The sequence below is a fragment of the Paraburkholderia sp. Ac-20336 genome (assembly GCF_017105025.1).
Lineage (GTDB): Bacteria > Pseudomonadota > Gammaproteobacteria > Burkholderiales > Burkholderiaceae > Paraburkholderia.
Genome location: NZ_JAAGPS010000005.1, coordinates 105,774 through 128,074, shown reverse-complemented (window position 1 = coordinate 128,074; position 22,301 = coordinate 105,774). Strand labels below are relative to the sequence as shown.

Below are 22,301 nucleotides of genomic sequence, written 5' to 3'. Positions count from 1 at the left end.
CGATGCCCTTCGATGCGCGCGGCGACGGTTCGGGCGGGGCGGTGCGCCGGCCCGAACCGCGGCGGTTATCTAATTCGGTCGGTGGCCGACGTGGCGAACCCGGTGGAACGGCTGCCCGGCGTGCCGGCGCCGGCCGCGGCGAGCCACGCGCGCGCATTGGCGACGTCGCGCGCGATCGCGGCGGTCAGCGTTTCGAGATCGACGAATTTCTCCTCGTCGCGCAGCTTCTTCAGAAATTCGACGCGCACGAGTTTGCCATACGCGTCGCCGTGCCAGTCGAGCAGATGCACTTCGAGCAGGACGCGGCCGGAATCGTCGACGGTGGGACGCACGCCGAGGCTCGCGACGCCGGGCAGCGGTTGCTCGGCGATGCCGTGCACCTGCACGACGAAGATGCCGGCCAGCGCCGGGCGCTTGTGCGCGATCGGCAGATTGAGCGTGGGAAAGCCGAGATCGCGGCCGAGCTTCATGCCGTGCGTGACGTGGCCGCTGATCAGGTAGTCGCGGCCAAGCGCGGCGCGCGCTGCGTCGAGGTCGCCCGCGACCAGCGCCGCGCGCACGCCCGAACTCGAAATGCGCGCGCCCGACGGATCGGCGACGGTCGCCATCTGCTCGACTTCGAAGCCGTACTGCTTGCCGGCCGCCTGCAGCGAGGCGAAATCGCCGGCGCGCTTCGCGCCGTAGCGGAAGTCGTCGCCGATCATGATCCAGCGCGCGTGCAGCCCGTTGACGATGATCCGCTCGACGAACGAGTCCGGCGACTGGCTCGCGAACGTGTGATTGAAGTGCTCGACGACGACCCGGTCGACCCCGTTGGTGCGCAGCGCCTCGAGCTTGTCGCGCAGCATCGCGATGCGCGGCGGCGCGCCGGCCGGGTTGAAGAATTCGCGCGGGTGCGGCTCGAAGGTCATCACGCAGACGGGCAGGCCGCGGGCGTCGGCGGCCGCGCGCACGTGCGCGAGCAGAGCCTGGTGGCCGCGGTGGACACCGTCGAAGTTGCCGATGGTCAGCGCGCACGGCGCGCGGCTCTCGGCATTGGGAAGACCGCGGAAGACTCTCACGATAACGGGTTGCAGCGCTTGCTGCGGTGGCAATAGGGGCGCGGCCAGGGTGCCGCAAAACAAACGATTATAAACGCTTGGCGCAGCGCACGGCTGCGAGGCCGCTGTCAGGCGATTGCCGAATGATAAAATCCGCGCATGAAAAAACTCGTCATCCTGATTTCCGGACGGGGCAGCAACATGGAAGCCATCGTGCGCGCCTGCGCGAGCGAGGGCTGGCCGGCCAGGGTCGCCGCCGTGATTGCCAACCGTCCCGATGCCGCGGGGCTCGCGTTCGCGGCGTCGCATGGCATCGCCACGGCGGTGGTCGATCACCGCCAGTTTCCCGACCGCGACAGCTTCGACGCGGCGCTCGCCGAACAGATCGACGCATTCGCACCGGACCTCGTGCTGCTCGCGGGCTTCATGCGCGTGCTGACCGCGCGCTTCGTCGACCATTACGCCGGGCGCATGCTCAACGTGCATCCGTCGCTGCTGCCAAGCTTTGCGGGCCTCAAGACCCATCAGCAGGCGCTCGACGCCGGCGTGCGGTTCCACGGCGCGTCGGTGCACTTCGTCACGTCGCAGCTCGACCACGGGCCGATCGTCGCGCAGTCGGCGGTGCCGGTCGTGGCGGGCGACACCGCCGAGACGCTCGCCGCACGCGTGCTGACCACCGAACACATCATTTATCCGCGCGCGGCGCGCTGGTTCGTCGAAGGGCGTCTTGCTCTCGACGGCCTGCGCGTCACGCTTACGCCGCCGGAGCCTCAATGGCTCTTTGCCGGTCACCCCGCCGGAGAGGGCGCATGAGATTGCATGGTTTCCTGATTGGTCAAACTGAAACGCTGCTGGCCGAAGTGCTGCGGCTCAACGGTCCCGCCGACGCCACCACGAGCCGGTTTTTCCGCGCGCATCCGAAGCTCGGGCACGCCGAGCGCGGCGTGATCGCCGAGGCGGTGTTCGCGGTGCTGCGCCGCCGGATGGAGTTCGCGCATCTGGCCGAAAGCGGCACCGGCAACCCCGCGCGCCGCATGGCGCTGCTCGGCCTGATGCAGACGGTCGGGCGCAACGCGCTCAAGCCGTTCGTCAGCGAAGCCGAGGCGACGTGGCTCGAACACGTGTCGAGGATCGACCCGGAGAGCCTGCCGCTGCGGATTCGCCTGAATCTGCCCGACTGGATCTGCCAGGCGCTCGGCACGCGCTTCGAAGGCGCCGAGCTGGCGCAACTGGCCGCCGCGCTGAACTACCCGGCGCCGCTCGACTTGCGTGCGAACCCGGTCAAGGCGAGCCGCGACGACGTGCTGGGCGCGCTGTCGAAGGCCGGCATCGAGGCGGGCGCCACGCCGTTCGCGCCGCTCGGCGTGCGCGTGGTCGGCAAGCCGGCGCTGACGAAGCTCGACGCGTTCCAGCAGGGCTGGCTCGAAGTGCAGGACGAGGGTAGCCAGTTGCTGTGCTCGCTGGTCGCGCCGCGGCGCGGCGAGATGATCGTCGATTTCTGCGCGGGCGCCGGCGGCAAGACGCTCGCGCTCGGCGCGGCGATGCGCTCGACCGGCCGGCTCTACGCGTTCGACATCTCCGAGCGGCGTCTCGCCAAGCTGAAGCCGCGCCTTGCGCGCAGCGGCCTGTCGAACGTGAACCCGGTGCTGATCGACAGCGAACACGACGCGAAGATCAAGCGCCTCGCCGGCAAGATCGACCGCGTGCTCGTCGACGCGCCGTGCAGCGGCCTCGGCACGCTGCGCCGCAACCCGGACCTGAAGTGGCGCCAGTCGCCGGAGTCGATTGCCGAGCTGGCGCCGAAGCAGGCGTCGATTCTCGCGAGCGCGGCGCGTCTCGTGAAGAAGGGCGGCCGGCTCGTCTATGCGACCTGCTCGATTCTCGAAGCGGAAAACGAGGCGATCGTGCAGCAGTTCCTCGCCGATCATCCCGATTTCGCGCTGGTGCCCGTGCGCGACGTGCTCGCCGAGCAGCGCATCGAGCTCGACATGGACGATTACCTGAAGCTGTGGCCGCACCGTCACGCCACCGACGGCTTCTTCGCCGCCGTGCTGGAGCGCCAGAGCTAGGCGCGTCCGGCTTTTTGCCGGCGTGCGCGGGCTGCCTTGCAGTCGCGGCGCGCCGGCGCTTTCGGCGAGATCATGCAGACGAGTCTTTTTTTCCATCGCTTCAGCGACATCGCGCACGACTTCGGTCAGCCCGTGATGTTGTGGCAGGTCGGCATCCTGCTCGCGACGCTGCTCGTCGCGTGGCTGCTTGCGCGCACGCTGCGCCGCCGCCTCGGCGGCCCGCGGCATCCGCGCTACCAGACCCTGCGCTTCGGCATGGAAAGCCTGAACCGCGCGGCCTTTCCGCTGCTCGGCGCGGCGCTCGTGTGGCTCGCGCGGGTGATCGCCGGCCAGTTCATGCACACCGCGCTGCTCGATCTGGCGCTGGTGCCGCTTGCCGGCATCGGCCTCATCTACATCGTGTTCTTCTTCGCGCGCCGCGTCTTCAGCCGCGACGGCGGCGTGCATCCGTGGCTTTTCCTCGTCGAGAAGACCGTCTCGGTGGTGGTCTGGATCGGCATGGTGCTCACGCTGATGGGCATCCAGGACGAGGTGATCGCGTGGATGGGCAGCGTGCGGTTCCGTGTCGCCAACGCGCACATGACGCTGCTCTCGCTCGTAACCGGCCTGCTGTGGGTCGGCATCACGATGATTGTCGCGATGTGGCTCGGCTCGACGTTCGAAGACCGCCTGATGCGCTCGAAAACGCTCGACGCGAACCTGAAGGTCGTGGTCGCGCGCGTCGGCCGGGCGGCTTTCGTGCTGGCGGCGATCCTGATCAGCCTGTCGATCGTCGGCATCGACATCACCGTGCTCGGCGTGTTCGGTGGCGCGCTCGGGGTCGGGCTCGGCTTCGGCATGCAGAAGATCGCGAGTAACTACGTGTCGGGTTTCATCATCCTGCTCGACCGGTCGTTGCGGATCGGCGACACGATCAGCACGGGCGGCCTGCAAGGCATGGTCACGCAGATCCGCACGCGCTACACCGTCGTGCGCGGGCTCGACGGCATCGAAACGCTGATTCCGAACGAAAAGCTCATTACCGACGTGGTGCAGAACCAGTCGTCGTACCTGACGCGCGGCTATGCCAAGGCGGCCGTGCAGATTGCCTATACGTCCGACGTCGAGCAGGCCATGGCGCTGCTCGTCCAGGCCGCCGACGACGTGCCGCGCGTCTTGCGCGAGCCGGCGCCGACGCCGTATCTGGTGGGCTTCGGCCCCGACGGCATCAATCTCGAACTGGGTTTCTGGATCGCCGACGCGGCGACCGGCACGGGGGGCGTGCGCTCGACGATCAACCGCAACATCTGGCGCCTGTTCTCCGAACACGGCATCTCGATTCCGCTCGCGGAACGCGAAGTGCGGATCGTCGGACCGGCGGGCGGCGCTATGCCGCATCCGGTAACTATGACCGGCCCCGGCGCGGCGCCTGCTGCCGCGTCCGCTTCCTTGCCCGAGGCTGCGCTCGGGCCGATGGACGGCGCCCCGAGCGACGTTCGCTGACGGGATCGACGCCCCGCCGCGCCGCCCGAAACGGTCCGCAGCGGCCGTTATGATATTGATATCACACAAAAAATCCCTATTTGTTACAAACACTTGGGATGCTTCAAGTAGAATATCGTGCTATCCCGCTGTATGCTTTCACTTTCTTGACACACGCAATGCGTGTGCTCCGTATCTCTCGTTCTGCAGGTAACTTACCTTGTTGAATTCTTTGCTCGATTTTCTTGCTCACGGCCTGTTGCATTTCTCGTGGTGGCAACTCGTCGTGTACACGCTCATCGTGACGCACATCACGATTATCGGCGTGACCGTCTATCTGCATCGCTGCCAGGCGCATCGCGCGCTGGAGCTGCATCCCATCGCGAGTCATTTTTTCCGCTTCTGGCTGTGGATGACCACCGGCATGCTGACCGGCCAGTGGGCCGCGATTCACCGCAAACACCACGCGAAGTGCGAGACCGAGGAAGATCCGCACAGCCCGCAAACGCGCGGTATCTGGAAGGTGCTGCTCGAAGGCGCCGAGCTGTATCGCACCGAAGCGAAAAACGAAGAAACGATGCGCAAGTTCAGCCACGGCACGCCGAACGACTGGATGGAGCGCAACGTCTACACGAAGTACCCGATTCTCGGCGTGAGCCTGATGATGGTGATCAACGTCGCGCTGTTCGGCGTCGTCGGCCTGACGATCTGGGCCGTGCAGATGATCTGGATTCCGTTCTGGGCTGCCGGCGTGGTCAACGGCCTCGCGCACTTCTGGGGCTATCGCAACTTCAATTCGTCGGATGCGAGCACCAACATCTTCCCGTGGGGCATCATCATCGGCGGCGAAGAGCTGCACAACAATCATCATACGTATGCGACGTCGGCCAAGCTGTCGAACAAATGGTACGAGTTCGACATCGGCTGGATGTACATCCGCATCATGTCGGCGTTCCGTCTTGCCAAGGTGAAGAAGGTCGCGCCCACGCCGCGTCTGACCACCGGCAAGCTCGTGCTCGACCAGGACACGCTGCAGGCCGTGCTCGCAAACCGCTACGAAGTGATGGCGCGTTACGGCAAGGCGCTCAAGCGCGCGTACCGCCAGGAGCTTGCGCATCTGAAGGATGTCGGCTCGCGCGAGAAGTATCAGCTGATGCGCGGCGCGCGTAGCTGGTTCCACAAGGAAGAGGCCGGCCTGAACGAGCCGCAGAAGCGCCAGCTGCCGCAAATCTTCGCCAACAGCCAGAAGCTCAAGACCTACATCGATATGCGCAACGAACTCGCGTCGATGTGGGAACGCTCCAACGCATCGCGCGAACAACTGCTCGCGCAATTGCAGGACTGGTGCCATCGCGCCGAGCAGAGCGGCATCAAGGCGCTGCACGATTTCGCGACGCGACTGCGTCGCTATGCTTGAGCGCGAAAAAATCCATTAAAATTTCAGAACGTCACAAAACCCCGCGTTGGCGGGGTTTTTCTTTTTGGCGTCGTGGAAAGCCGTCGCGACTGTAGTGACTCGATGGGCAAGCGGCGGCGCGGCGAGGACAGAGGAGATCATGGAGCAGCAGGCGATCAGGACCGTCGAATATGACCGGCCGCAGGCGCAAGGCACGACTTGCGGGATCGGTCAGGCATGGGCGAAGGTGCCCGAGATGCCGTCGGCGGCAGAAAAGGCGGCACTGAAGGCACGGATTCGTGCATTACTCGAGCGCGAGAAAGCCGTACTCGTCGCGCACTATTATGTCGACGCGGAATTGCAGGAGCTCGCCGACGAAACCGGCGGCATCGTGGCCGACTCGCTGGAAATGGCCCGCTTCGGGCGCGATCACGACGCGCAAACGCTCGTGGTGGCGGGGGTGCGCTTCATGGGCGAGACCGCGAAAATCCTCAGCCCCGACAAGCGCATTCTGATGCCGGATCTGGATGCGACCTGTTCGCTCGATCTCGGCTGTCCGGTCGACGAATTCTCGGCGTTCTGCGATGCGCATCCGGACCGCACGGTAGTCGTGTACGCGAACACGAGCGCGGCAGTGAAGGCGCGCGCGGACTGGATGGTGACGTCGTCGATCGGGCTCGAGATCGTCGCCGATCTGCATGCGCGCGGCGAGAAGATCATCTGGGCGCCGGACCGCCATCTCGGCAGCTACATCCAGGGCAAGACCGGCGCGGACATGCTGATGTGGCAGGGCTCGTGCCTCGTGCACGACGAATTCAAGGGCATCGAACTCGATCTGCTGCGCGCCGAGTATCCGCTAGCAAAGGTGCTCGTGCATCCGGAGTCGCCGCCCAACGTGGTCGCGCAGGCGGACGTGGTCGGCTCGACGACCCAGTTGATCGACGCCGCGCAGAAGCTCGATGCGACGCATTTCATCGTCGCGACCGATCTCGGCATTCTTCACAAGATGCAGCTCGCCGCGCCCGGCAAGACGCTGATTGCCGCGCCCACGGCCGGCAACAGCGCGACCTGCAAGAGTTGCGCGCATTGTCCGTGGATGGCGATGAACGGCCTCGCGAATCTGGCCGATGTGCTCGAACGCGGCCATAACGAGATTTTCGTCGAGCGCGCGATCGGCGAACGGGCGCGTCTGCCGATCGACCGCATGCTGGACTTCGCGGCGCGTCACAAGAAGCGCGTGCAGGCGAGCGGCGATCTCGCGCGCGACGCGCAACTGTATTCGAATGTGGGGGCAGCGTAATGGCGGTACTTGAGAAGGCGCCCGGGCAGGCCGTCGGGGGCGAGCGGGACGAAGCGGTGTCGCCGCTCTACGCGGAAATTCACGCGCAATATGGCGCCGCGTTCGATGCAGCGCTCGCACGCAATGTTGCCGATGCGCTCGCCGAAGACGTCGGAGCCGGCGACCAGACCGGCCGACTCGTGCCGGCGGACGAGATTCGCAACGCGCGCATCGTCGTGCGCGAGGATGCGGTGCTGTGCGGTGTGCTGTGGTTCAACGCCGTGATGCGGTCGGTCGATCCGCGCATCGAGGTTCAATGGCGTTACCGCGAGGGTGAGCGCATGAACGCGAACACTCCCGTCTGCGAACTGCGCGGGCCGGTACGCGCGCTGCTGACCGCCGAGCGCAACGCGATGAACTTTCTGCAACTGCTGTCGGGCGTGGCGAGCGCGACGCGCCGCTATGTCGACGCGATTGCTCATACGCATACGCGCGTCCTCGACACGCGCAAGACGCTGCCGGGCTTGCGGCTCGCGCAGAAGTACGCGGTGCGGGTGGGCGGCGGCGCGAATCAGCGGCTCGCGTTGTACGACGGCATTCTGATCAAGGAAAACCACATTGCCGCCGCCGGCGGCGTGGGCGCGGCGATGGACGCGGCGCTTGCGTTGAATGCGGGCGTGCCGATCCAGATCGAAGTCGAAACGATCGAGCAACTGGAAACCGGGCTCGCGCACGGTGCGCAGTCGATTCTGCTCGACAACTTCTCGTTCGACATGATGCGCGACGCGGTGCGTATCACGGCGGGGCGGGCGGTGCTCGAGGTATCCGGTGGCGTGAACTTCGACACTGTGAGTACGATCGCGGAGACGGGGGTCGATCGTGTTTCGATTGGTTCGCTGACCAAGGACGTGCGCGCAACGGATTACTCGATGCGGATCGTCTGACGCCGACACTCCGACGCGTCGACGTGTGAGCGCTCGCTGAACAAGGCCATGGCCGGGAGTCTCCGGGCATGGCCTTGTTTGGTTTGCCGCGTTCGTTTCAGTGCCGGCTTTTGCCGCCGTTTCTCACGCGTCGCGCTTGCGCGCATACTCCGGCGACAACACCGTCGGCAATGCCTTCGGCAGCGTAGTCGGCCAGTCGCGGCTGAAATGCAGCCCGCGGCTTTCGCGCCGCAAGCGCGCGCCTTCGACGATCAGCGACGCGACGTCGACCAGATTGCGCAGTTCCAGCAGATCGCGGCTCACCTTGAAATTCGCGTAGTACTCGTGGATCTCGTCGCGCAGCAGCGTAAGCCGGTGCCTGGCGCGCTCGAGCCGCTTGTCGGTGCGCACGATGCCGACGTAATTCCACATCAGCCGACGCAGTTCGTCCCAGTTGTGCGCGACCACGACTTCTTCATCGGGATCGGAGACGCGGCTTTCGTCCCACGCCGGCAGCGGCGCATGGACGGTGGCGCCGAAGCCTTCCGCTTCGATCGCCTGCGCGGCCGAGCGGCCGATCACGAGGCATTCGAGCAGCGAGTTGCTGGCGAGCCGATTCGCGCCGTGCAAGCCGGTGCAGGACGTCTCGCCGACCGCGTAAAGGCCCGCGAGATCTGTGCGCCCGGCAAGGTCGGTGACGACGCCGCCGCACGTGTAGTGCGCGGCCGGCACGACGGGAATCGGCTCTTTGGTGATGTCGATGCCGAATTCGAGGCAGCGGGCGAGGATGGTCGGGAAATGCTCGTGCAGGAACTCGGGCGGTTGGTGGCTGATGTCGAGGTACACGCAATCGATGCCGCGCTTCTTGATCTCGAAGTCGATTGCACGCGCGACGATATCGCGCGGCGCCAGCTCCGCGCGCTCGTCGTGATTCGGCATGAAGCGCGTGCCGTCGGGCAGCTTCAGGATGCCGCCTTCGCCGCGCACCGCTTCGGAAATCAGAAACGACTTCGCGTACGGGTGGAACAGACAGGTCGGGTGAAACTGGATGAATTCCATGTTCGACACGCGGCAACCGGCTCGCCATGCCATTGCGATGCCGTCGCCGGTCGCGGTGTCGGGGTTCGTCGTGTACAGATAGACCTTGCCGGCGCCGCCGGTGGCGAGCACTGTATGCGGCGCCTCGATCGTCACGGTGCGGCCGCTTTGCAGGTCGAGCGCGTAGAGGCCGTGGCAACGGCGGCCGGGCAGGCCGAGGCGATCCGAGGTGATCAGGTCGATCGCGTGGTGATCTTCGAACAGCGTGATGTTCGGGTGGCGGCGCACCTGTTCGCTGAGCGTGGCGACTACCGCGTGGCCGGTCGCATCCGCTGCATGAATGATTCGGCGATGGCTGTGGCCGCCTTCGCGCGTCAGGTGAAAACCGAGTTCGGCGGCGTCGTCTTTCGTGAACGGCACGCCCTGTTCGATCAGCCATTCGATCGCGGTGCGCCCATGTTCGACGATGAAGCGCGTAGCGGCTTCGTCGCACAGGCCGCCGCCGGCGACCAGCGTGTCGCGCACGTGATTGTCGATGCTGTCCGCGGAATCGAGTACCGCGGCAATGCCGCCTTGTGCCCAGTCGCTCGCACCTTCGGTCAGCGATCGCTTGGCGATCACCGCGACCCGCCGCGTTTGCGCGAGATTGAGCGCGACGCTCAAGCCCGCCAGACCACTACCGACAATCGCCACATCGAATTCCATTACCGACCATCTCCCTCTTTCGTTTTGCGATGATGGCGCACAAATCGTGCGCCGCGGAAACGACAAAGGATACGCGTCGTAACGACCGAACGAAAGTCGGCCGAACGGGATAGGACGGTTTGCGAGGACGCAGTGAAAGCGGCTGGCCGTGGCGAGCGATGCTGCCTCAGCTACGGACGGGGAGCGTTACGCGGTCAATGCGGATTTTGCCCGTACAAAAGCAAAAGCCCCGCACGAATGCGGGGCTTTCTTGCACATTTGCCTTCGTCAGGCAGAGGAGCCTCGATCTTATTTGATCTTGGTTTCCTTGTAGTCAACATGCTTGCGGATGACCGGATCAAATTTCTTGATCAGCATCTTTTCCGGCATGTTGCGTTTGTTCTTCGTGGTCGTGTAGAAGTGACCCGTGCCTGCGGTCGATTCCAGCTTGATCTTGTCGCGTGCGCCCTTTGCCATGATTTACTCCTTAGGCTTCACCGCGTGCACGCAGGTCTGCGAGCACAGCGTCGATACCGTTCTTGTCGATCAGGCGCAGGCCGGCATTCGAAATGCGCAGACGCACCCAACGGTTTTCGCTTTCCACCCAGATACGGCGGCTTTGCAGGTTCGGCAGGAACCGGCGCTTGGTCTTGTTGTTCGCGTGGGAAACGTTGTTGCCGCTCATCGGCGCTTTCCCAGTTACTTGGCATACGCGTGCCATGAGAGCACTCCTAATACGCTAATTCTGAGTTCGAACGCCGTGAAAGTTTCCCGAAAAGAGCCGCGCTGAAGTTGAGCCGAAGGACTCGCTACTGCAGCCGCCTGACCTTTGCGGAACGCCTTGATGGCTTCGGAACAGGGGGTTGGAAATAGGCAAACCGGAATTCTAGCAGAAAAAAAGCCGCAAAATCAAACCTTATTTGCGATGCCCGACACGACGCCATGCGTCGGCGCATCGGGCCAGCCGGCGCGGGCGAACGAGTAGACGCTGTCCGCGCCGATGACCAGATGATCGACCAGTTGCACGTCGATCAGCGCGAGCGCATCGCGCAGCGTGTGCGTCAGGCGGCAGTCGCTCGCACTCGGCTGCACGGCGCCGGACGGGTGATTATGCGCGACGATGAGGCTCGCCGCATTGGCGTTCAGCGCCCGCCGCACGATCTCGCGCGGATACACGGCCATGCGCGTGAGCGAACCGTGCGCGCTTTCCTCGCAGTCGATCAGCCGATGCCGGGCGTCGAGAAAAAGCGACACGAATACTTCCTGCGGCCTCCCGCCGATCAGCAGGCGCAGGTAGTTCTCGACCGTTTCGGGCGAATTCATCAGCTCGCGCTTGCGCATCTTGTCGACCAGCGAGCGGCGCGCCATTTCCATGATCGCGAGCAATTGCGCCTTTTTTGCCGGTCCGATGCCGCGGATGCCGTCGAAATCCGTGTAGGTCGCGTCGAGCATCGCGCGCAGCGAGCCGAAGCGCCCGAGCAGCTGGCTCGCGACGCTGAACACGTCGTGGCCGGGCAGTCCCGAGCCGAGCACGAGCGCGATCATCTCGGTATCGGACAGTACGGTGGCGCCCTGCTTGATGAGCCGCTCGCGCGGCATGTCGTGCTTATGCCATTTGCCGCGCAAAAGCCGCGACCGGGCGCGCTTGCGCGGCGTTGCGCCCCCGGGGGCCGCGGCTGCGCGGGTTCGCGGCGCGGGCAGGGCCGTTGCCTCAGGTGTTTCGTCGATTGTGCTCGCGAAATCGGTCATATATACAGTGTCCTCCGCTTCGGATTGACGGCGCCCACGGTGCGACGGCGCCGCTGGGGCCGAGCCGCTTCGCGCGCGACGGACTCAAGCCGGCGCTCGCTAGGTGGCTTACAATAGGCGCTTTGCGCACGGCACCCGACGGTTTGCCACACGCGTCGACTGCGCCCGCGGCGCACGCGTGCAGCGCGCTTCGACTGAGCGAGCATTGCATGAGCATCATCGACATTTCCGAAGTGAAACCCGGTTCACACGTCACGCTGCATTACCGGCTTTCCCTTGCCGATGGCGCCGAAGTCATCAACACGTTTAACGACAAGCCGGCCACGCTGCTGCTCGGCGCCGGTCAACTGGCGCCGCCGCTGGAAGATATTTTGCTAGGTTTGAAGGTGGGCCACCATTCGACCTTTCAGCTAACGCCGGGCCAGGCGTTCGGTCCGCGCAATCCGGAACTGATCCAGCGCGTGTCTCTCGCTACACTGCGGGAGAACAGCATGATCGGCGAGGATTTTTCGCCGGGTGATCTGATCGAATTCAATGCGCCGGGCGGCGGGCGCTATGCTGGCGTGCTCAAGGAAGTCGGCGAGACGTCGGCCCTGTTCGATTTCAATCACCCGCTTGCCGGCCAGGCGCTGGCGTTCGAAGTGAAAATCATCGGGATTCTGTAAACATGAGCATCACGGATACGACTCTTGCCGAAGCCGAGATCCTGCTGGCCCAGCCACGCGGATTCTGTGCCGGCGTCGACCGGGCGATCGAGATCGTCGAGCGGGCCATCAAGCTGTATGGCTCGCCGATCTACGTGCGTCACGAAATCGTCCATAACGCCTATGTGGTCGAAGATCTGCGCAAGAAGGGAGCGATCTTCATCGAGAACCTGGACGAAGTGCCGGCCGGCAACACGGTGATCTTCAGCGCGCACGGCGTGTCGAAGGCCGTGCGCTCGGAGGCGGAGTCGCGCGGACTGCGGGTGTACGACGCCACCTGTCCGCTCGTGACCAAGGTGCATATCGAAGTCGCGAAGATGCGCCAGGACGGCTTCGACATCGTAATGATCGGCCACAAGGGCCACCCGGAAGTCGAGGGCACGATGGGCCAGGCGGCCGAGGGCATGCATCTCGTCGAAGATATCGAAGACGTGCAGGCGTTGCAGCTCGCCGATCCCGAGCGGATCGCGTTCGTCACGCAAACCACGCTGTCGGTCGACGACGCGGCGGAGATCATCGGTGCGCTGAAGGCCAAGTATCCGTCCATCCGTGAGCCGAAGAAGCAGGACATCTGCTACGCCACGCAGAATCGCCAGGACGCCGTGAAGTTCATGGCGCCGCAGTGCGACGTCGTGATCGTGGTCGGCAGCCCGAACAGTTCGAACTCGAACCGCCTGCGCGAGCTGGCCGAAAAGCTCGGCGTGCCGGCTTATATGGTCGATTCGCCCGATCAGATCGATCCGGTCTGGGTCGAGGGCAAGCGCCGCATCGGCGTGACGGCCGGCGCATCGGCCCCCGAGGTGCTGGCGCAAGCCGTCATTGCGCGCTTGCGCGAACTGGGCGTGCGCAACGTGCGCGCGCTCGAGGGCATCGAAGAGAACATCGCGTTCCCGCTGCCGCGCGGGCTCGGTCTGCCGACCTGACAGCCGGCTCGATACCCGGCTCGACACCGGTTGGTTATCCGCGTCGAAAAAAGCGCACCCAAGGGTGCGCTTTTTTTATGGCCGCATCGCCGGCGAGTCTTTCAGAAAAGGTGCCAAATCGAAAGAATGGGTCCATTTTCGTGGGTTTGCGCACAAATTATTTTGATTCGTGATCCGGTGTTTTATTGATTTCCGGAGCATGCGCCCCCGTTTAGACTGGCGCAAATCATGCCCCCCGTTTCACCGCGCACCCGATTAGTGCGTTCTACCTAATGAGCGCCAAAAGCTTATCCGTGCCGCGAATCCCGCCGCATCTGGCATTCAGGCCGAACCGGCTACAACACTTGATGCCAAAGGGCTCGACGGCGGTGCAACTGATGCGCGAAAAAAGATCGCAACCAGGTTGCTCCCTTAAGTGCATTTTGTTCTCAAAATACGGTTGCAATGCAGGAAAACCCCACCGGTTCAACAATATTGCCAGCCATAAAATTGGAGTTACAATGCGCGCGTTCTCAAGGCCTTGAGGTCCTGAACAGTGGATTTTGCAAGGCGCAGGAGACCTACTTGATGCGAGTCAAATTTGCTTACGCCGTGTCTATCGCGGCCGCGGTTGCGATGCTGACCGCGTGCGGCAAGAAACAGGATGGCGAAGCGGGGGCGGGCGCATCGGCGGCTTCGGCTGCGGCGGTGGCTGCCGCGAGCGAAGCGACTATCGTGAAGATCGGTCATGCCGCGCCCTTGACGGGCGGCATCGCGCATCTGGGCAAGGACAATGAAAATGGGGCGCGCCTCGCGGTCGAGGAAATCAATGCGCAGGGTCTGACGATCGACGGTCAGAAGATCCAGCTGCAACTCGACGCGCAGGACGACGCGGCGGACCCGAAAACCGGTACCGCCGTCGCGCAGAAGCTGGTGGACGATCACGTGGTCGCGGTGGTTGGGCATCTGAACTCGGGGGTATCGATTCCAGCGTCGAAGATCTATAGCGACGCGAGCATCGTGCAGATCTCGCCGTCGTCGACCAATCCGGCGTACACGCAGCAGGGGTTCAAGACCACCTATCGCGTGGTCGCCACCGACGCGCAGCAGGGGCCGGCGCTTGCCAATTACGCCACGAAGGCGCTGGGCGCCAAACGCATCGCGGTAGTGGACGATGCGACCGCCTACGGCAAGGGTCTCGCGGACGAATTCGCGAAGACGGCCGAAGCGGGTGGAGCGAAGATCGTCGCGCGGGAGGCGACGAACGACAAGGCCACGGATTTCCGGGCCATCCTCACGAAGATCAAGAGTGTTCGGCCGGACGCCATCATGTTCGGCGGCATGGACGCGACGGGCGGGCCGTTTGTGAAGCAGGCGGCCGCGCTCGGTATCAGGGCAAAAATCCTTGGCGGCGACGGTGTGTGTACCGACAAGGTAGGTGAGCTGGCGGGAACCGCCGTGCAAAACCTGGTCTGCTCGGAGGCGGGACTCGCGCTTTCGAAGATGGACAAGGGAGCGGACTTCGAAAAGAAGTACGAGGAGCGCTTCCGCACACCGGTGCAGATTTACGCGCCGTTCACGTATGACGCTGTGTACGTGATCGTCGATGCAATGAAGCGCGCTAATTCGATCGAGGCGCCCAAGGTGCTGGCCGCGATGCCTTCGACCGATTACAACGGGGTAATCGGCCACATCGCGTTCGACGACAAGGGTGATTTGAAAGAAGGCGCCATTACGCTTTACGACTTCAAGGACGGCAAGAAAGCGGTTCTCGACGTCGTCAAGATGTGATGACGGGAAGTATGGCCTGACGGCACCGAACCCATCCAACGGTGCCGTTTTTGCATCCGCCCAAGGCGAGCCCGCGACCGCATCCCGGCCGCACGGCAAACCGGCAGCGGATAACCCTTACCGGTCTTTTATATCAGTACCCGCAGTGCGGTTGAGATTCCGTGACGCATCATCGCCCACCGGCAGATGAAAAACGCGAATCCAGCCGCACGGGCTAAGGAGCATTAAATGGATATCTTCATCCAGCAGATCCTCAATGGACTGGTGCTTGGCAGTGTCTATGCCATCATCGCACTGGGCTATACGATGGTTTACGGCATTCTGGGCATCATCAACTTCGCGCACGGCGACGTGTTGATGGTAGGCGCAATGGTCGCGCTCTCCGCCATAGGCGTGCTGCAGAACCACTTCCCCGGCCTCGGCAACGTGCCGACGCTCATCATCGCGTTGATCATCGCGGCGGCGGTCTGCGCCGTGGTCGGCTACACGATCGAGCGCGTGGCCTACCGGCCGTTGCGGCGCGCGCCGCGTCTCGCGCCGCTGATCACCGCGATCGGCGTGTCGATCCTCCTGCAGACGCTCGCGATGATGATCTGGTCGCGCAACCCGCTGCCGTTCCCGCAGCTGCTGCCCACCGATCCGATCAACGTGATCAAGGCCACCGACACGACGCCCGGCGCCGTGATCTCGATGACCGAAATCGTCATCATCGTGGTGGCGTTCCTCGTGATGGGCGGCCTGCTGCTGCTCGTGCACAAGACCAAGCTCGGCCGCGCGATGCGCGCGATCGCCGAGAACCCGGGCGTCGCGAGCCTGATGGGCGTGAACCCGAACTTCGTGATTTCGGCCACCTTCATGATCGGCTCGGCGTTGGCGGCTCTCGCCGGCGTGATGATCGCGTCCGAATACGGCAATGCACACTTCTACATGGGCTTTATCCCCGGCCTGAAGGCCTTTACCGCGGCGGTGCTCGGCGGGATCGGCAATCTCGGCGGCGCGATGGTCGGCGGCGTGCTGCTCGGTCTGATCGAGCAACTGGGCGCCGGCTATATCGGCAATCTCACGGGCGGCGTGTTCGGCAGCAACTACCAGGACGTGTTCGCGTTCATCGTGCTGATCGTCGTGCTGGTGTTCCGTCCGTCGGGCCTGCTCGGCGAACGCGTTGCGGATCGCGCCTGATCCCGGGCCATAAGGAGTAAACGAACATGACCTCAATTCAACCGATCGAGCCGTCGACGACGCTGATCCCCGAAAAGAACCTGACGAAGACGCTGGCGATCGGCGTCGTCACGGCCATCCTCGTGATCGCGGCACCGATGATTATCGGCGCGGCGGGCGGCAACTACTGGGTCCGCGTGCTCGACTTCGCGATGCTGTACGTGATGCTCGCGCTCGGCCTCAACGTGGTGGTCGGCTTCGCCGGCCTGCTGGACCTCGGCTACATCGCGTTCTACGCGATCGGCGCCTACACGGCCGCGCTGCTGAGCTCGCCGCACCTCTCCACGCAATTCGACTGGATCGCACATCTGGCGCCGAACGGCATTCACATGCCGATCTGGATCATCGTGCCGATCGCGATGGCGCTCGCTGCCGTGTTCGGGATTCTGCTCGGCGCACCGACGCTGCGTCTGCGTGGCGACTACCTCGCGATCGTGACCCTCGGCTTCGGGGAAATCGTGCGGATCTTCATGAACAACCTCGACCGTCCGGTGAACATCACCAACGGCCCGAAGGGGATCACCGGCATCGATCCGGTGCAGGTCGGCGGCTTCAGTCTCTCGCAGTCGCATTCGCTGTTCGGCGTGCAGTTCCCGTCCGTGTATCTGTACTACTACCTGTTCGTGCTGTGCGCGCTGTTCGTGATCTGGGTCTGTACGCGTTTGCAGCATTCGCGTATCGGCCGTGCATGGGCCGCGATCCGCGAAGACGAAATCGCCGCCAAGGCAATGGGCATCAACACCCGCAACGTGAAGCTGCTCGCGTTCGCGATGGGCGCATCGTTCGGCGGCCTGTCGGGCGCGATGTTCGGTGCGTTCCAGGGCTTCGTGTCGCCGGAATCGTTCACGTTCTGGGAATCGGTCGTGGTGCTCGCCTGCGTGGTGCTCGGCGGCATGGGCCATATTCCCGGCGTGATTCTCGGCGCGGTGCTGCTCGCGGTGTTCCCCGAGTTCCTGCGCTCGACGATGGGCCCGCTGCAGAACATGATCTTCGGCCATGAAATCGTCGATACCGAAGTGATCCGTCAGTTGCTGTACGGTCTCGCGATGGTCGTCATCATGCTGTATCGCTCGGAAGGCCTGTGGCCCGCGCCGAAACACGAAGACAGGATTGCGAAGCTGGCGAAGCGCAACGGCAAGAAGCCGGTGCGCGTATAAGGCCGCGGTGGAGAAAAAGACATGAGCGATAACGTAAGCAACAACGCGCCGATCCGTCTGTCGGTGAAGGGCGTCAACAAGCGCTTCGGCGGCCTGCAGGCGCTTTCCGAGGTCGGCCTGCAGATTCGCGCGGGCGAGATCTACGGGCTGATCGGCCCGAACGGCGCCGGCAAGACGACTTTCTTCAACGTGATCACGGGCCTCTACACGCCGGATTCGGGCGAGTTCAAGCTCGACGGCGAAGCGTACACGCCGACCGCGGTTTATCAGGTCGCGAAGGCGGGCATCGCGCGCACGTTCCAGAACATCCGTCTGTTCGGCGGCATGACCGCGCTCGAGAACGTGATGGTCGGCCGTCATGTGCGCACCAAACACGGCCTGCTCGGCGCAGTGTTCCAGACGCCGGGCGAGCGCAAGGAAGAGCGCGAGATCAAGGAGCGCGCGATCGAACTGCTCGACTATGTCGGCATTGCGCAGTACGCGGACTACACCTCGCGCAATCTGTCGTACGGCCACCAGCGCCGCCTCGAAATCGCGCGCGCGCTGGCGACCGATCCGAAGCTGCTCGCGCTCGACGAACCGGCGGCCGGCATGAACGCGACCGAAAAGGTCGAACTCACGAAGCTGCTCGACAAGATTCGCGCGGACGGCCGGACGATCCTGCTGATCGAGCACGACGTGAAGCTCGTGATGGGTCTGTGCAACCAGATGACCGTGCTCGACTACGGCAAGGTGATCGCACAAGGTCTGCCGCAGGACGTGCAGAAGGATGCGAAGGTGATCGAAGCTTATCTGGGTGCGGGAGTCCACTGATGTCCACGACGCAAGCAATGTTGAAAATCAAGGGCCTGCAGGTCAACTACGGTGGCATCCAGGCGGTCAAGGGCATCGACCTCGAAGTCGGCCAGGGCGAACTCGTCACGCTGATCGGCGCGAACGGCGCGGGCAAGACCACGACGATGAAGGCGATCACGGGTCTGAAGGCGTACGCGGCCGGCGACATCGAGTACATGGGCCAGTCGATCAAGGGCCTGCCTGCGCACGAGCTGTTGAAGCGCGGTCTCGCGATGGTGCCGGAAGGGCGCGGCATCTTCGCGCGCATGTCGATCGTCGAGAACATGCAGATGGGCGCTTACCTGCGCAACGACGCCGACGGCATCAAGTCCGACGTCGAGCGCATGTTCGGCTTCTTTCCGCGTCTGAAGGAGCGCGCCTCGCAATACGCGGGCACTCTGTCGGGCGGCGAGCAGCAGATGCTGGCGATGGCGCGCGCGATCATCTCGCGGCCGAAGCTGTTGCTGCTCGACGAACCGTCGATGGGACTGTCGCCGATCATGGTCGAGAAGATCTTCGAAGTGGTGCGCTCGATTTCGGACGAAGGCATGACCGTGTTGCTGGTCGAACAGAACGCGCGTCTCGCGTTGCAGGCCGCGAATCGCGGCTATGTGATGGACTCGGGGCTGGTCACGATGTCGGGCGACGCGAAGCAGATGCTCGACGATCCGAAGGTTCGCGCGGCTTATCTCGGCGAATAGGCGGGTAAAGACGCCGGGTTCCACAACCCGGCTGCGTCGCCGATTACGGCGATAAAGAAAAGGCCGCATGCGTTGTCGATCGCATGCGGCCTTTTTCGTTCAGGCGCGAAGAGGACGCCGCGCCCGGCGCGACACGTTCAACCGGCCGGCGCCGCGTCCGCGAATTTGCCGAGCCGCTTGCCCAGGCTGATTACCGCATCGGCGCGATAACCGAGCGCGTCGTAAAAGGCGCGCACCTCGGCTTTCGCCGACAGCACCTGCAGATTCAGCTTCGGACAACCGAGCTTCGTCAACGCACTTTCGACGTGTGCGACGAGCCGCGTGCCGATGCCGTGACGTCGCAGCGATGCGTCGACCGCGAGCGAATACAGCCAGCCGCGGTGTCCGTCATAACCGCCCATCACGGTGCCGACGATGCGCGCATCGAGCACCGCGACGAAGAACAGTTCCGGCTGCGTCGCGAGCTTGTTCTCGATCGACAGATACGGATTGCGCTGCGGCCTCGTCACGTCCCGGTACTCGGGAAACGCTTCCTGCCACAGCGCGACGACCGCCTCGGTATCGCTCGTGTCGAAGCAGCGGATCGATAGCGTCGTGTGCGTCGTCATCGGTGCGGTTCGCGTGGATTACAGCGAGTCGAGAACCGAGCGCAGCATCGCCAGCATCTGGTCGATCTCCTCGGTCGTCACGTTCAGTGCCGGCATGAAGCGCAGCAGGTTCGGACGCGCCGCGTTGAGCAGCACGCCGTCGGGCTGCATCTCGCGCGCCTTCTCGACGATCTGGTTGCCGATGTCCTTGCCGAGCAGCAGCGCGCGCAGCAGACCCTCGCCGCGCTCGCCGAGGAAGCCGCGCTCCTCGGACAGTTCGAGCAGCTTCGTGCGCAGATATTCGCCGCGCGCGTGCACGCCTTCGAGGAAGCCCGGCGCCGTCAGCTGCGAGATCACCGAGTAGCCGACCGCGGTCATCAGCGGATTGCCGTTGTAGGTGCCGCCCTGGTCGCCTGCTTCGAACACGGCGACGTCCGCCTTCGAGAGCAGCGCCGCGAGCGGCACGCCGCCGCCGATGCCCTTGCCGAGCGTCATGATGTCCGGCTCGACGCCCGACAGTTGATGCGCGAACAGCGTGCCCGCGCGGCCGCAGCCGCTTTGCACTTCATCGACGATTAGCAGCAGGTTGTGCTTTTTCGTCAGCTCGCGCAGTTGCTGCATGAATTCGCGCGTGGCCGGAATCACGCCGCCTTCGCCTTGAATCGGCTCGAGCATCACGGCGACGGTCTTCGCGTTGATGAGCTTTTCCACCGAGGCGATGTCGTTGAGGTCCGCCTTCGGGAAGCCCGGCACCTGCGGGGCGTAGATCGTGTCCCAGCCCGGCTTGCCGCTTGCCGACATCGTCGCGATCGTGCGGCCGTGGAAGCCGTGATCGAACGTGATGATCTCGAACGCGCCGTCCTTGTGCTTCTTGCCCCACTTGCGCGCGAGCTTGATCGCGCCTTCGTTCGCCTCGGCGCCGCTGTTCGCGAAGAACACCTTGTCGAAGCAGCTGTGTTGCGTGAGCAGAGCCGCGAGCTTCGCCATCGGCTCGTTGTAGAACGCCGGCGACGGGTTGATCAGCAGTTTGGCCTGGTGGTTCAGCGCTTCGATCATGCCGTCGTTGCAGTGGCCGAGACAGTTGACCGCCCAGCCCTGAATGAAATCCAGATAGCGCTTGCCGTTGTTGTCGTAAATCCACGAGCCCTTGCCGTGCGTGAACACGACGTCGGGCCGGTTCGTGATGTACATCAGCGAATCGATCGGGTACTCATTGAAATTCATAACGGCAGGCTCCAGGCAAAGGGTAAAAAAGCACGGTGAATCGATATGACGGGTCGGCCGGTGCAAAAAAAGCGCGGCTGGAAAAACAGAAAAGCCACGGCATGCCGTGGCTTTCATGATTCGAACTGCTTGCGCCCAGTGTCGTGTGCGGCGCGAATCCGTGACGAAGCCAGCGGCGTCCCTAAGGAAGCGGCGAGCGGCGACGTCGGAGTTCGGACTGGATGCGGTTCATGCGCGAAAGAATACGATAAGAAAAGCGCCGGTGTAAACCATGAATTTGCATGACATCGCAACGAGGCGGATTTTTGAGTCTCTGCCTTGATGCTGACATGTTCCGCGCGCTGGGTTCACGCTGGACCCGCGTTGAACCCGCGCTGCGCCGCGCGGACTCAACGCGCCATGAACACGCCGTGCGCCGGATCAGACCGCGTTTGCGAGATCGGCCGCGCTCGTGAACGAGTCTGCGTAGAACTCGTCTTCCGGCAACTGGTGATGCTGCGTGAAATCGCGCTGCGCCGATTCGACCATCACCGGCGCGCCGCACGCATACACCTGGTAGGCCGACAGATCGGGCAGGTCTTCAATGACCGCGCGATGCACGAAGCCGGTACGGCCCGTCCACGCATCGCTCGCATCGGGTTCGGAGAGCACCGGCACGAACCTGAAGTTCGGAATTTCGCGCGCCCATTGCTCGGCAAGTTCGAGCAGATACAGGTCTTTCTTGCGGCGCGCGCCCCAGTAGAGCGTCATCGGGCGCGCGATGTTCTTGAACACCGCGTGTTCGACGATCGCCTTCAGCGGCGCAAAGCCGGTGCCCGACGCGAGCAGCACGATCGGCTTGTCCGAATCCTCGCGCAGGAAGAACGTGCCGAGCGGCGCTTCGAAGCGCAGGATGTCGCGCTCCTTCATCGTGCCGAACACGTGATCGGTGAACGCACCGCCCGGCATGTGGCGGATGTGCAGTTCGATCGGGCCTTCGGCGTGCGGCGCATTCGCCATCGAATAGCTGCGGCGCTTGCCGTCCTTCAGGATGAATTCGAGGTACTGGCCGGCCAGATATTGCAGACGTTCGTTGGCGGGCAGTTGCAGCTTTACGACGACCACGTCGTCGGCGCGGCGCTCGATCGCGTTCACGCGGCACGGCAGCTTCTTGACCTGCACGTCGCCGACGCCGGCGACTTCGCGGATGTCGACTTCGAGATCGGAGCACGCGGTCGCGCAGCACAGCAGTGCCATGCCGCGCGTCTTTTCGTCGTTCGACAACGCCGACGACGAATGCGCGCGCTGCTCGACCTCGCCGCTCACCACGGTGCCCTTGCACGAACCGCACGCGCCGTTCTTGCAGCCGTACGGCAGGCCGATACCTTGACGCAGGGCGGCGGAGAGCACCGGCTCGTCCTGTTCTACCTGAAACTGCCGGCCGCTTTGCCGGAGCGTGACGTTAAATGCCATAGCGTTGTTCGAATCGAAAAATCGGAATCGTTAGCGGACCCGCGCGCATTGACCGCGCGGTACCTGTTGTGTGTGACGGCTACAATGCGTCC

General features: G+C 64.0%; 21 protein-coding genes. 13 read left to right on the top strand and 8 right to left on the bottom strand.

Annotation, left to right across the window (positions count from 1 at the left end):
- Positions 1–65 precede the first annotated feature (65 nt).
- Positions 66–1,061 carry a bifunctional riboflavin kinase/FAD synthetase gene (locus tag GXB81_RS04090; protein ID WP_167041131.1) on the bottom strand — a complete coding sequence of 332 codons (996 nt, stop codon included), beginning with the start codon at positions 1,059–1,061 and terminating at the stop codon, positions 66–68.
- Positions 1,062–1,199: 138 nt separating this feature from the next.
- Between GXB81_RS04090 and purN the strand changes: the two genes are divergently transcribed.
- From purN to nadC, 6 genes are all read left to right on the top strand, one after another.
- A complete protein-coding gene (gene purN, locus GXB81_RS04085) occupies positions 1,200–1,853 on the top strand; it encodes a phosphoribosylglycinamide formyltransferase (protein ID WP_167041134.1) in 654 nt (217 codons plus the stop codon).
- Positions 1,850–3,109 carry an RsmB/NOP family class I SAM-dependent RNA methyltransferase gene (locus GXB81_RS04080; RefSeq protein ID WP_167281641.1) on the top strand — a complete coding sequence of 420 codons (1,260 nt, stop codon included), beginning with the start codon at positions 1,850–1,852 and terminating at the stop codon, positions 3,107–3,109. The genes purN and GXB81_RS04080 overlap by 4 nt, the downstream gene beginning before the upstream one ends.
- Positions 3,110–3,181: 72 nt before the next feature.
- Positions 3,182–4,591, top strand: coding sequence for a mechanosensitive ion channel domain-containing protein (locus tag GXB81_RS04075; protein ID WP_205988445.1), 1,410 nt, complete (start codon positions 3,182–3,184; stop codon positions 4,589–4,591).
- A gap of 199 nt (positions 4,592–4,790) precedes the next feature.
- Entirely contained in the window at positions 4,791–5,987 is a 1,197-nt protein-coding gene (locus GXB81_RS04070; protein WP_205988444.1) for an acyl-CoA desaturase, read from the top strand.
- A 139-nt stretch (positions 5,988–6,126) separates the two neighbouring features.
- A complete protein-coding gene (nadA, locus tag GXB81_RS04065) occupies positions 6,127–7,266 on the top strand; it encodes a quinolinate synthase NadA (RefSeq protein ID WP_167041146.1) in 1,140 nt (379 codons plus the stop codon).
- Positions 7,266–8,189 (top strand): carboxylating nicotinate-nucleotide diphosphorylase, encoded by a 924-nt coding sequence (gene nadC / locus GXB81_RS04060; protein WP_205988443.1) that lies wholly within the window; start codon positions 7,266–7,268, stop codon positions 8,187–8,189. The genes nadA and nadC overlap by 1 nt, the downstream gene beginning before the upstream one ends.
- A gap of 123 nt (positions 8,190–8,312) precedes the next feature.
- Here nadC and nadB read toward each other — a convergent pair whose 3' ends face one another.
- The 4 genes from nadB to radC form a co-directional block, all read right to left on the bottom strand.
- Positions 8,313–9,911 carry an L-aspartate oxidase gene (nadB, locus tag GXB81_RS04055; protein WP_167281634.1) on the bottom strand — a complete coding sequence of 533 codons (1,599 nt, stop codon included), beginning with the start codon at positions 9,909–9,911 and terminating at the stop codon, positions 8,313–8,315.
- 288 nt (positions 9,912–10,199) lie between these two features.
- The gene (gene rpmG / locus GXB81_RS04050; protein ID WP_008919555.1) at positions 10,200–10,367 is read right to left on the bottom strand and encodes a 50S ribosomal protein L33; all 168 of its coding nucleotides are present in this window, start codon (positions 10,365–10,367) and stop codon (positions 10,200–10,202) included.
- Positions 10,368–10,377: 10 nt separating this feature from the next.
- The gene (rpmB, locus tag GXB81_RS04045) at positions 10,378–10,611 is read right to left on the bottom strand and encodes a 50S ribosomal protein L28 (RefSeq protein WP_006050117.1); all 234 of its coding nucleotides are present in this window, start codon (positions 10,609–10,611) and stop codon (positions 10,378–10,380) included.
- Positions 10,612–10,799: 188 nt separating this feature from the next.
- Positions 10,800–11,639 (bottom strand): DNA repair protein RadC, encoded by an 840-nt coding sequence (gene radC, locus GXB81_RS04040; RefSeq protein WP_205988442.1) that lies wholly within the window; start codon positions 11,637–11,639, stop codon positions 10,800–10,802.
- A 209-nt stretch (positions 11,640–11,848) separates the two neighbouring features.
- Here radC and GXB81_RS04035 point away from each other — a divergent pair, with 209 nt between their 5' ends.
- From GXB81_RS04035 to GXB81_RS04005, 7 genes are all read left to right on the top strand, one after another.
- Entirely contained in the window at positions 11,849–12,304 is a 456-nt protein-coding gene (locus GXB81_RS04035; RefSeq protein WP_167041158.1) for a peptidylprolyl isomerase, read from the top strand.
- 2 nt (positions 12,305–12,306) lie between these two features.
- A complete protein-coding gene (gene ispH, locus GXB81_RS04030) occupies positions 12,307–13,266 on the top strand; it encodes a 4-hydroxy-3-methylbut-2-enyl diphosphate reductase (RefSeq protein ID WP_205988441.1) in 960 nt (319 codons plus the stop codon).
- Between the two features lie 567 nt (positions 13,267–13,833).
- Positions 13,834–15,036, top strand: a complete 1,203-nt coding sequence (locus GXB81_RS04025) for a branched-chain amino acid ABC transporter substrate-binding protein (RefSeq protein WP_205988440.1) — start codon at positions 13,834–13,836, stop codon at positions 15,034–15,036.
- Between the two features lie 228 nt (positions 15,037–15,264).
- The gene (locus tag GXB81_RS04020; protein ID WP_167041164.1) at positions 15,265–16,215 is read left to right on the top strand and encodes a branched-chain amino acid ABC transporter permease; all 951 of its coding nucleotides are present in this window, start codon (positions 15,265–15,267) and stop codon (positions 16,213–16,215) included.
- Positions 16,216–16,241: 26 nt separating this feature from the next.
- Positions 16,242–17,411, top strand: a complete 1,170-nt coding sequence (locus GXB81_RS04015; protein ID WP_167041167.1) for an ABC transporter ATP-binding protein — start codon at positions 16,242–16,244, stop codon at positions 17,409–17,411.
- A gap of 21 nt (positions 17,412–17,432) precedes the next feature.
- Positions 17,433–18,224, top strand: a complete 792-nt coding sequence (locus tag GXB81_RS04010; RefSeq protein WP_167041170.1) for an ABC transporter ATP-binding protein — start codon at positions 17,433–17,435, stop codon at positions 18,222–18,224.
- Positions 18,224–18,946 carry an ABC transporter ATP-binding protein gene (locus tag GXB81_RS04005; RefSeq protein WP_205988439.1) on the top strand — a complete coding sequence of 241 codons (723 nt, stop codon included), beginning with the start codon at positions 18,224–18,226 and terminating at the stop codon, positions 18,944–18,946. Before GXB81_RS04010 ends, GXB81_RS04005 begins: the two co-directional genes overlap by 1 nt.
- A gap of 137 nt (positions 18,947–19,083) precedes the next feature.
- On the opposite strand, the gene GXB81_RS04000 is transcribed toward GXB81_RS04005, so the two are convergent.
- The 3 genes from GXB81_RS04000 to GXB81_RS03990 all read right to left on the bottom strand — a co-directional run bounded on the left by GXB81_RS04000 (position 19,084) and on the right by GXB81_RS03990 (position 22,209).
- Positions 19,084–19,554, bottom strand: a complete 471-nt coding sequence (locus GXB81_RS04000; RefSeq protein ID WP_205988438.1) for a GNAT family acetyltransferase — start codon at positions 19,552–19,554, stop codon at positions 19,084–19,086.
- A gap of 18 nt (positions 19,555–19,572) precedes the next feature.
- A complete protein-coding gene (locus tag GXB81_RS03995; protein ID WP_205988437.1) occupies positions 19,573–20,757 on the bottom strand; it encodes an acetylornithine transaminase in 1,185 nt (394 codons plus the stop codon).
- A 420-nt stretch (positions 20,758–21,177) separates the two neighbouring features.
- Positions 21,178–22,209, bottom strand: coding sequence for a CDP-6-deoxy-delta-3,4-glucoseen reductase (locus tag GXB81_RS03990; RefSeq protein ID WP_167281626.1), 1,032 nt, complete (start codon positions 22,207–22,209; stop codon positions 21,178–21,180).
- Positions 22,210–22,301 lie beyond the last annotated feature (92 nt).

Coding starts and splice junctions, on each gene's coding strand:
- purN (WP_167041134.1), top strand. CDS start 1,200: ATGAAAAAACTCGTCATCCTGATTTCCGGACGGGGCAGCAACATGGAA.
- GXB81_RS04080 (WP_167281641.1), top strand. CDS start 1,850: ATGAGATTGCATGGTTTCCTGATTGGTCAAACTGAAACGCTGCTGGCC.
- GXB81_RS04075 (WP_205988445.1), top strand. CDS start 3,182: ATGCAGACGAGTCTTTTTTTCCATCGCTTCAGCGACATCGCGCACGAC.
- nadA (WP_167041146.1), top strand. CDS start 6,127: ATGGAGCAGCAGGCGATCAGGACCGTCGAATATGACCGGCCGCAGGCG.
- nadC (WP_205988443.1), top strand. CDS start 7,266: ATGGCGGTACTTGAGAAGGCGCCCGGGCAGGCCGTCGGGGGCGAGCGG.
- nadB (WP_167281634.1), bottom strand. CDS start 9,911: ATGGAATTCGATGTGGCGATTGTCGGTAGTGGTCTGGCGGGCTTGAGC.
- rpmG (WP_008919555.1), bottom strand. CDS start 10,367: ATGGCAAAGGGCGCACGCGACAAGATCAAGCTGGAATCGACCGCAGGC.
- rpmB (WP_006050117.1), bottom strand. CDS start 10,611: ATGGCACGCGTATGCCAAGTAACTGGGAAAGCGCCGATGAGCGGCAAC.
- radC (WP_205988442.1), bottom strand. CDS start 11,639: ATGACCGATTTCGCGAGCACAATCGACGAAACACCTGAGGCAACGGCC.
- GXB81_RS04035 (WP_167041158.1), top strand. CDS start 11,849: ATGAGCATCATCGACATTTCCGAAGTGAAACCCGGTTCACACGTCACG.
- ispH (WP_205988441.1), top strand. CDS start 12,307: ATGAGCATCACGGATACGACTCTTGCCGAAGCCGAGATCCTGCTGGCC.
- GXB81_RS04025 (WP_205988440.1), top strand. CDS start 13,834: ATGCGAGTCAAATTTGCTTACGCCGTGTCTATCGCGGCCGCGGTTGCG.
- GXB81_RS04020 (WP_167041164.1), top strand. CDS start 15,265: ATGGATATCTTCATCCAGCAGATCCTCAATGGACTGGTGCTTGGCAGT.
- GXB81_RS04015 (WP_167041167.1), top strand. CDS start 16,242: ATGACCTCAATTCAACCGATCGAGCCGTCGACGACGCTGATCCCCGAA.
- GXB81_RS04010 (WP_167041170.1), top strand. CDS start 17,433: ATGAGCGATAACGTAAGCAACAACGCGCCGATCCGTCTGTCGGTGAAG.
- GXB81_RS04005 (WP_205988439.1), top strand. CDS start 18,224: ATGTCCACGACGCAAGCAATGTTGAAAATCAAGGGCCTGCAGGTCAAC.
- GXB81_RS04000 (WP_205988438.1), bottom strand. CDS start 19,554: ATGACGACGCACACGACGCTATCGATCCGCTGCTTCGACACGAGCGAT.
- GXB81_RS03995 (WP_205988437.1), bottom strand. CDS start 20,757: ATGAATTTCAATGAGTACCCGATCGATTCGCTGATGTACATCACGAAC.
- GXB81_RS03990 (WP_167281626.1), bottom strand. CDS start 22,209: ATGGCATTTAACGTCACGCTCCGGCAAAGCGGCCGGCAGTTTCAGGTA.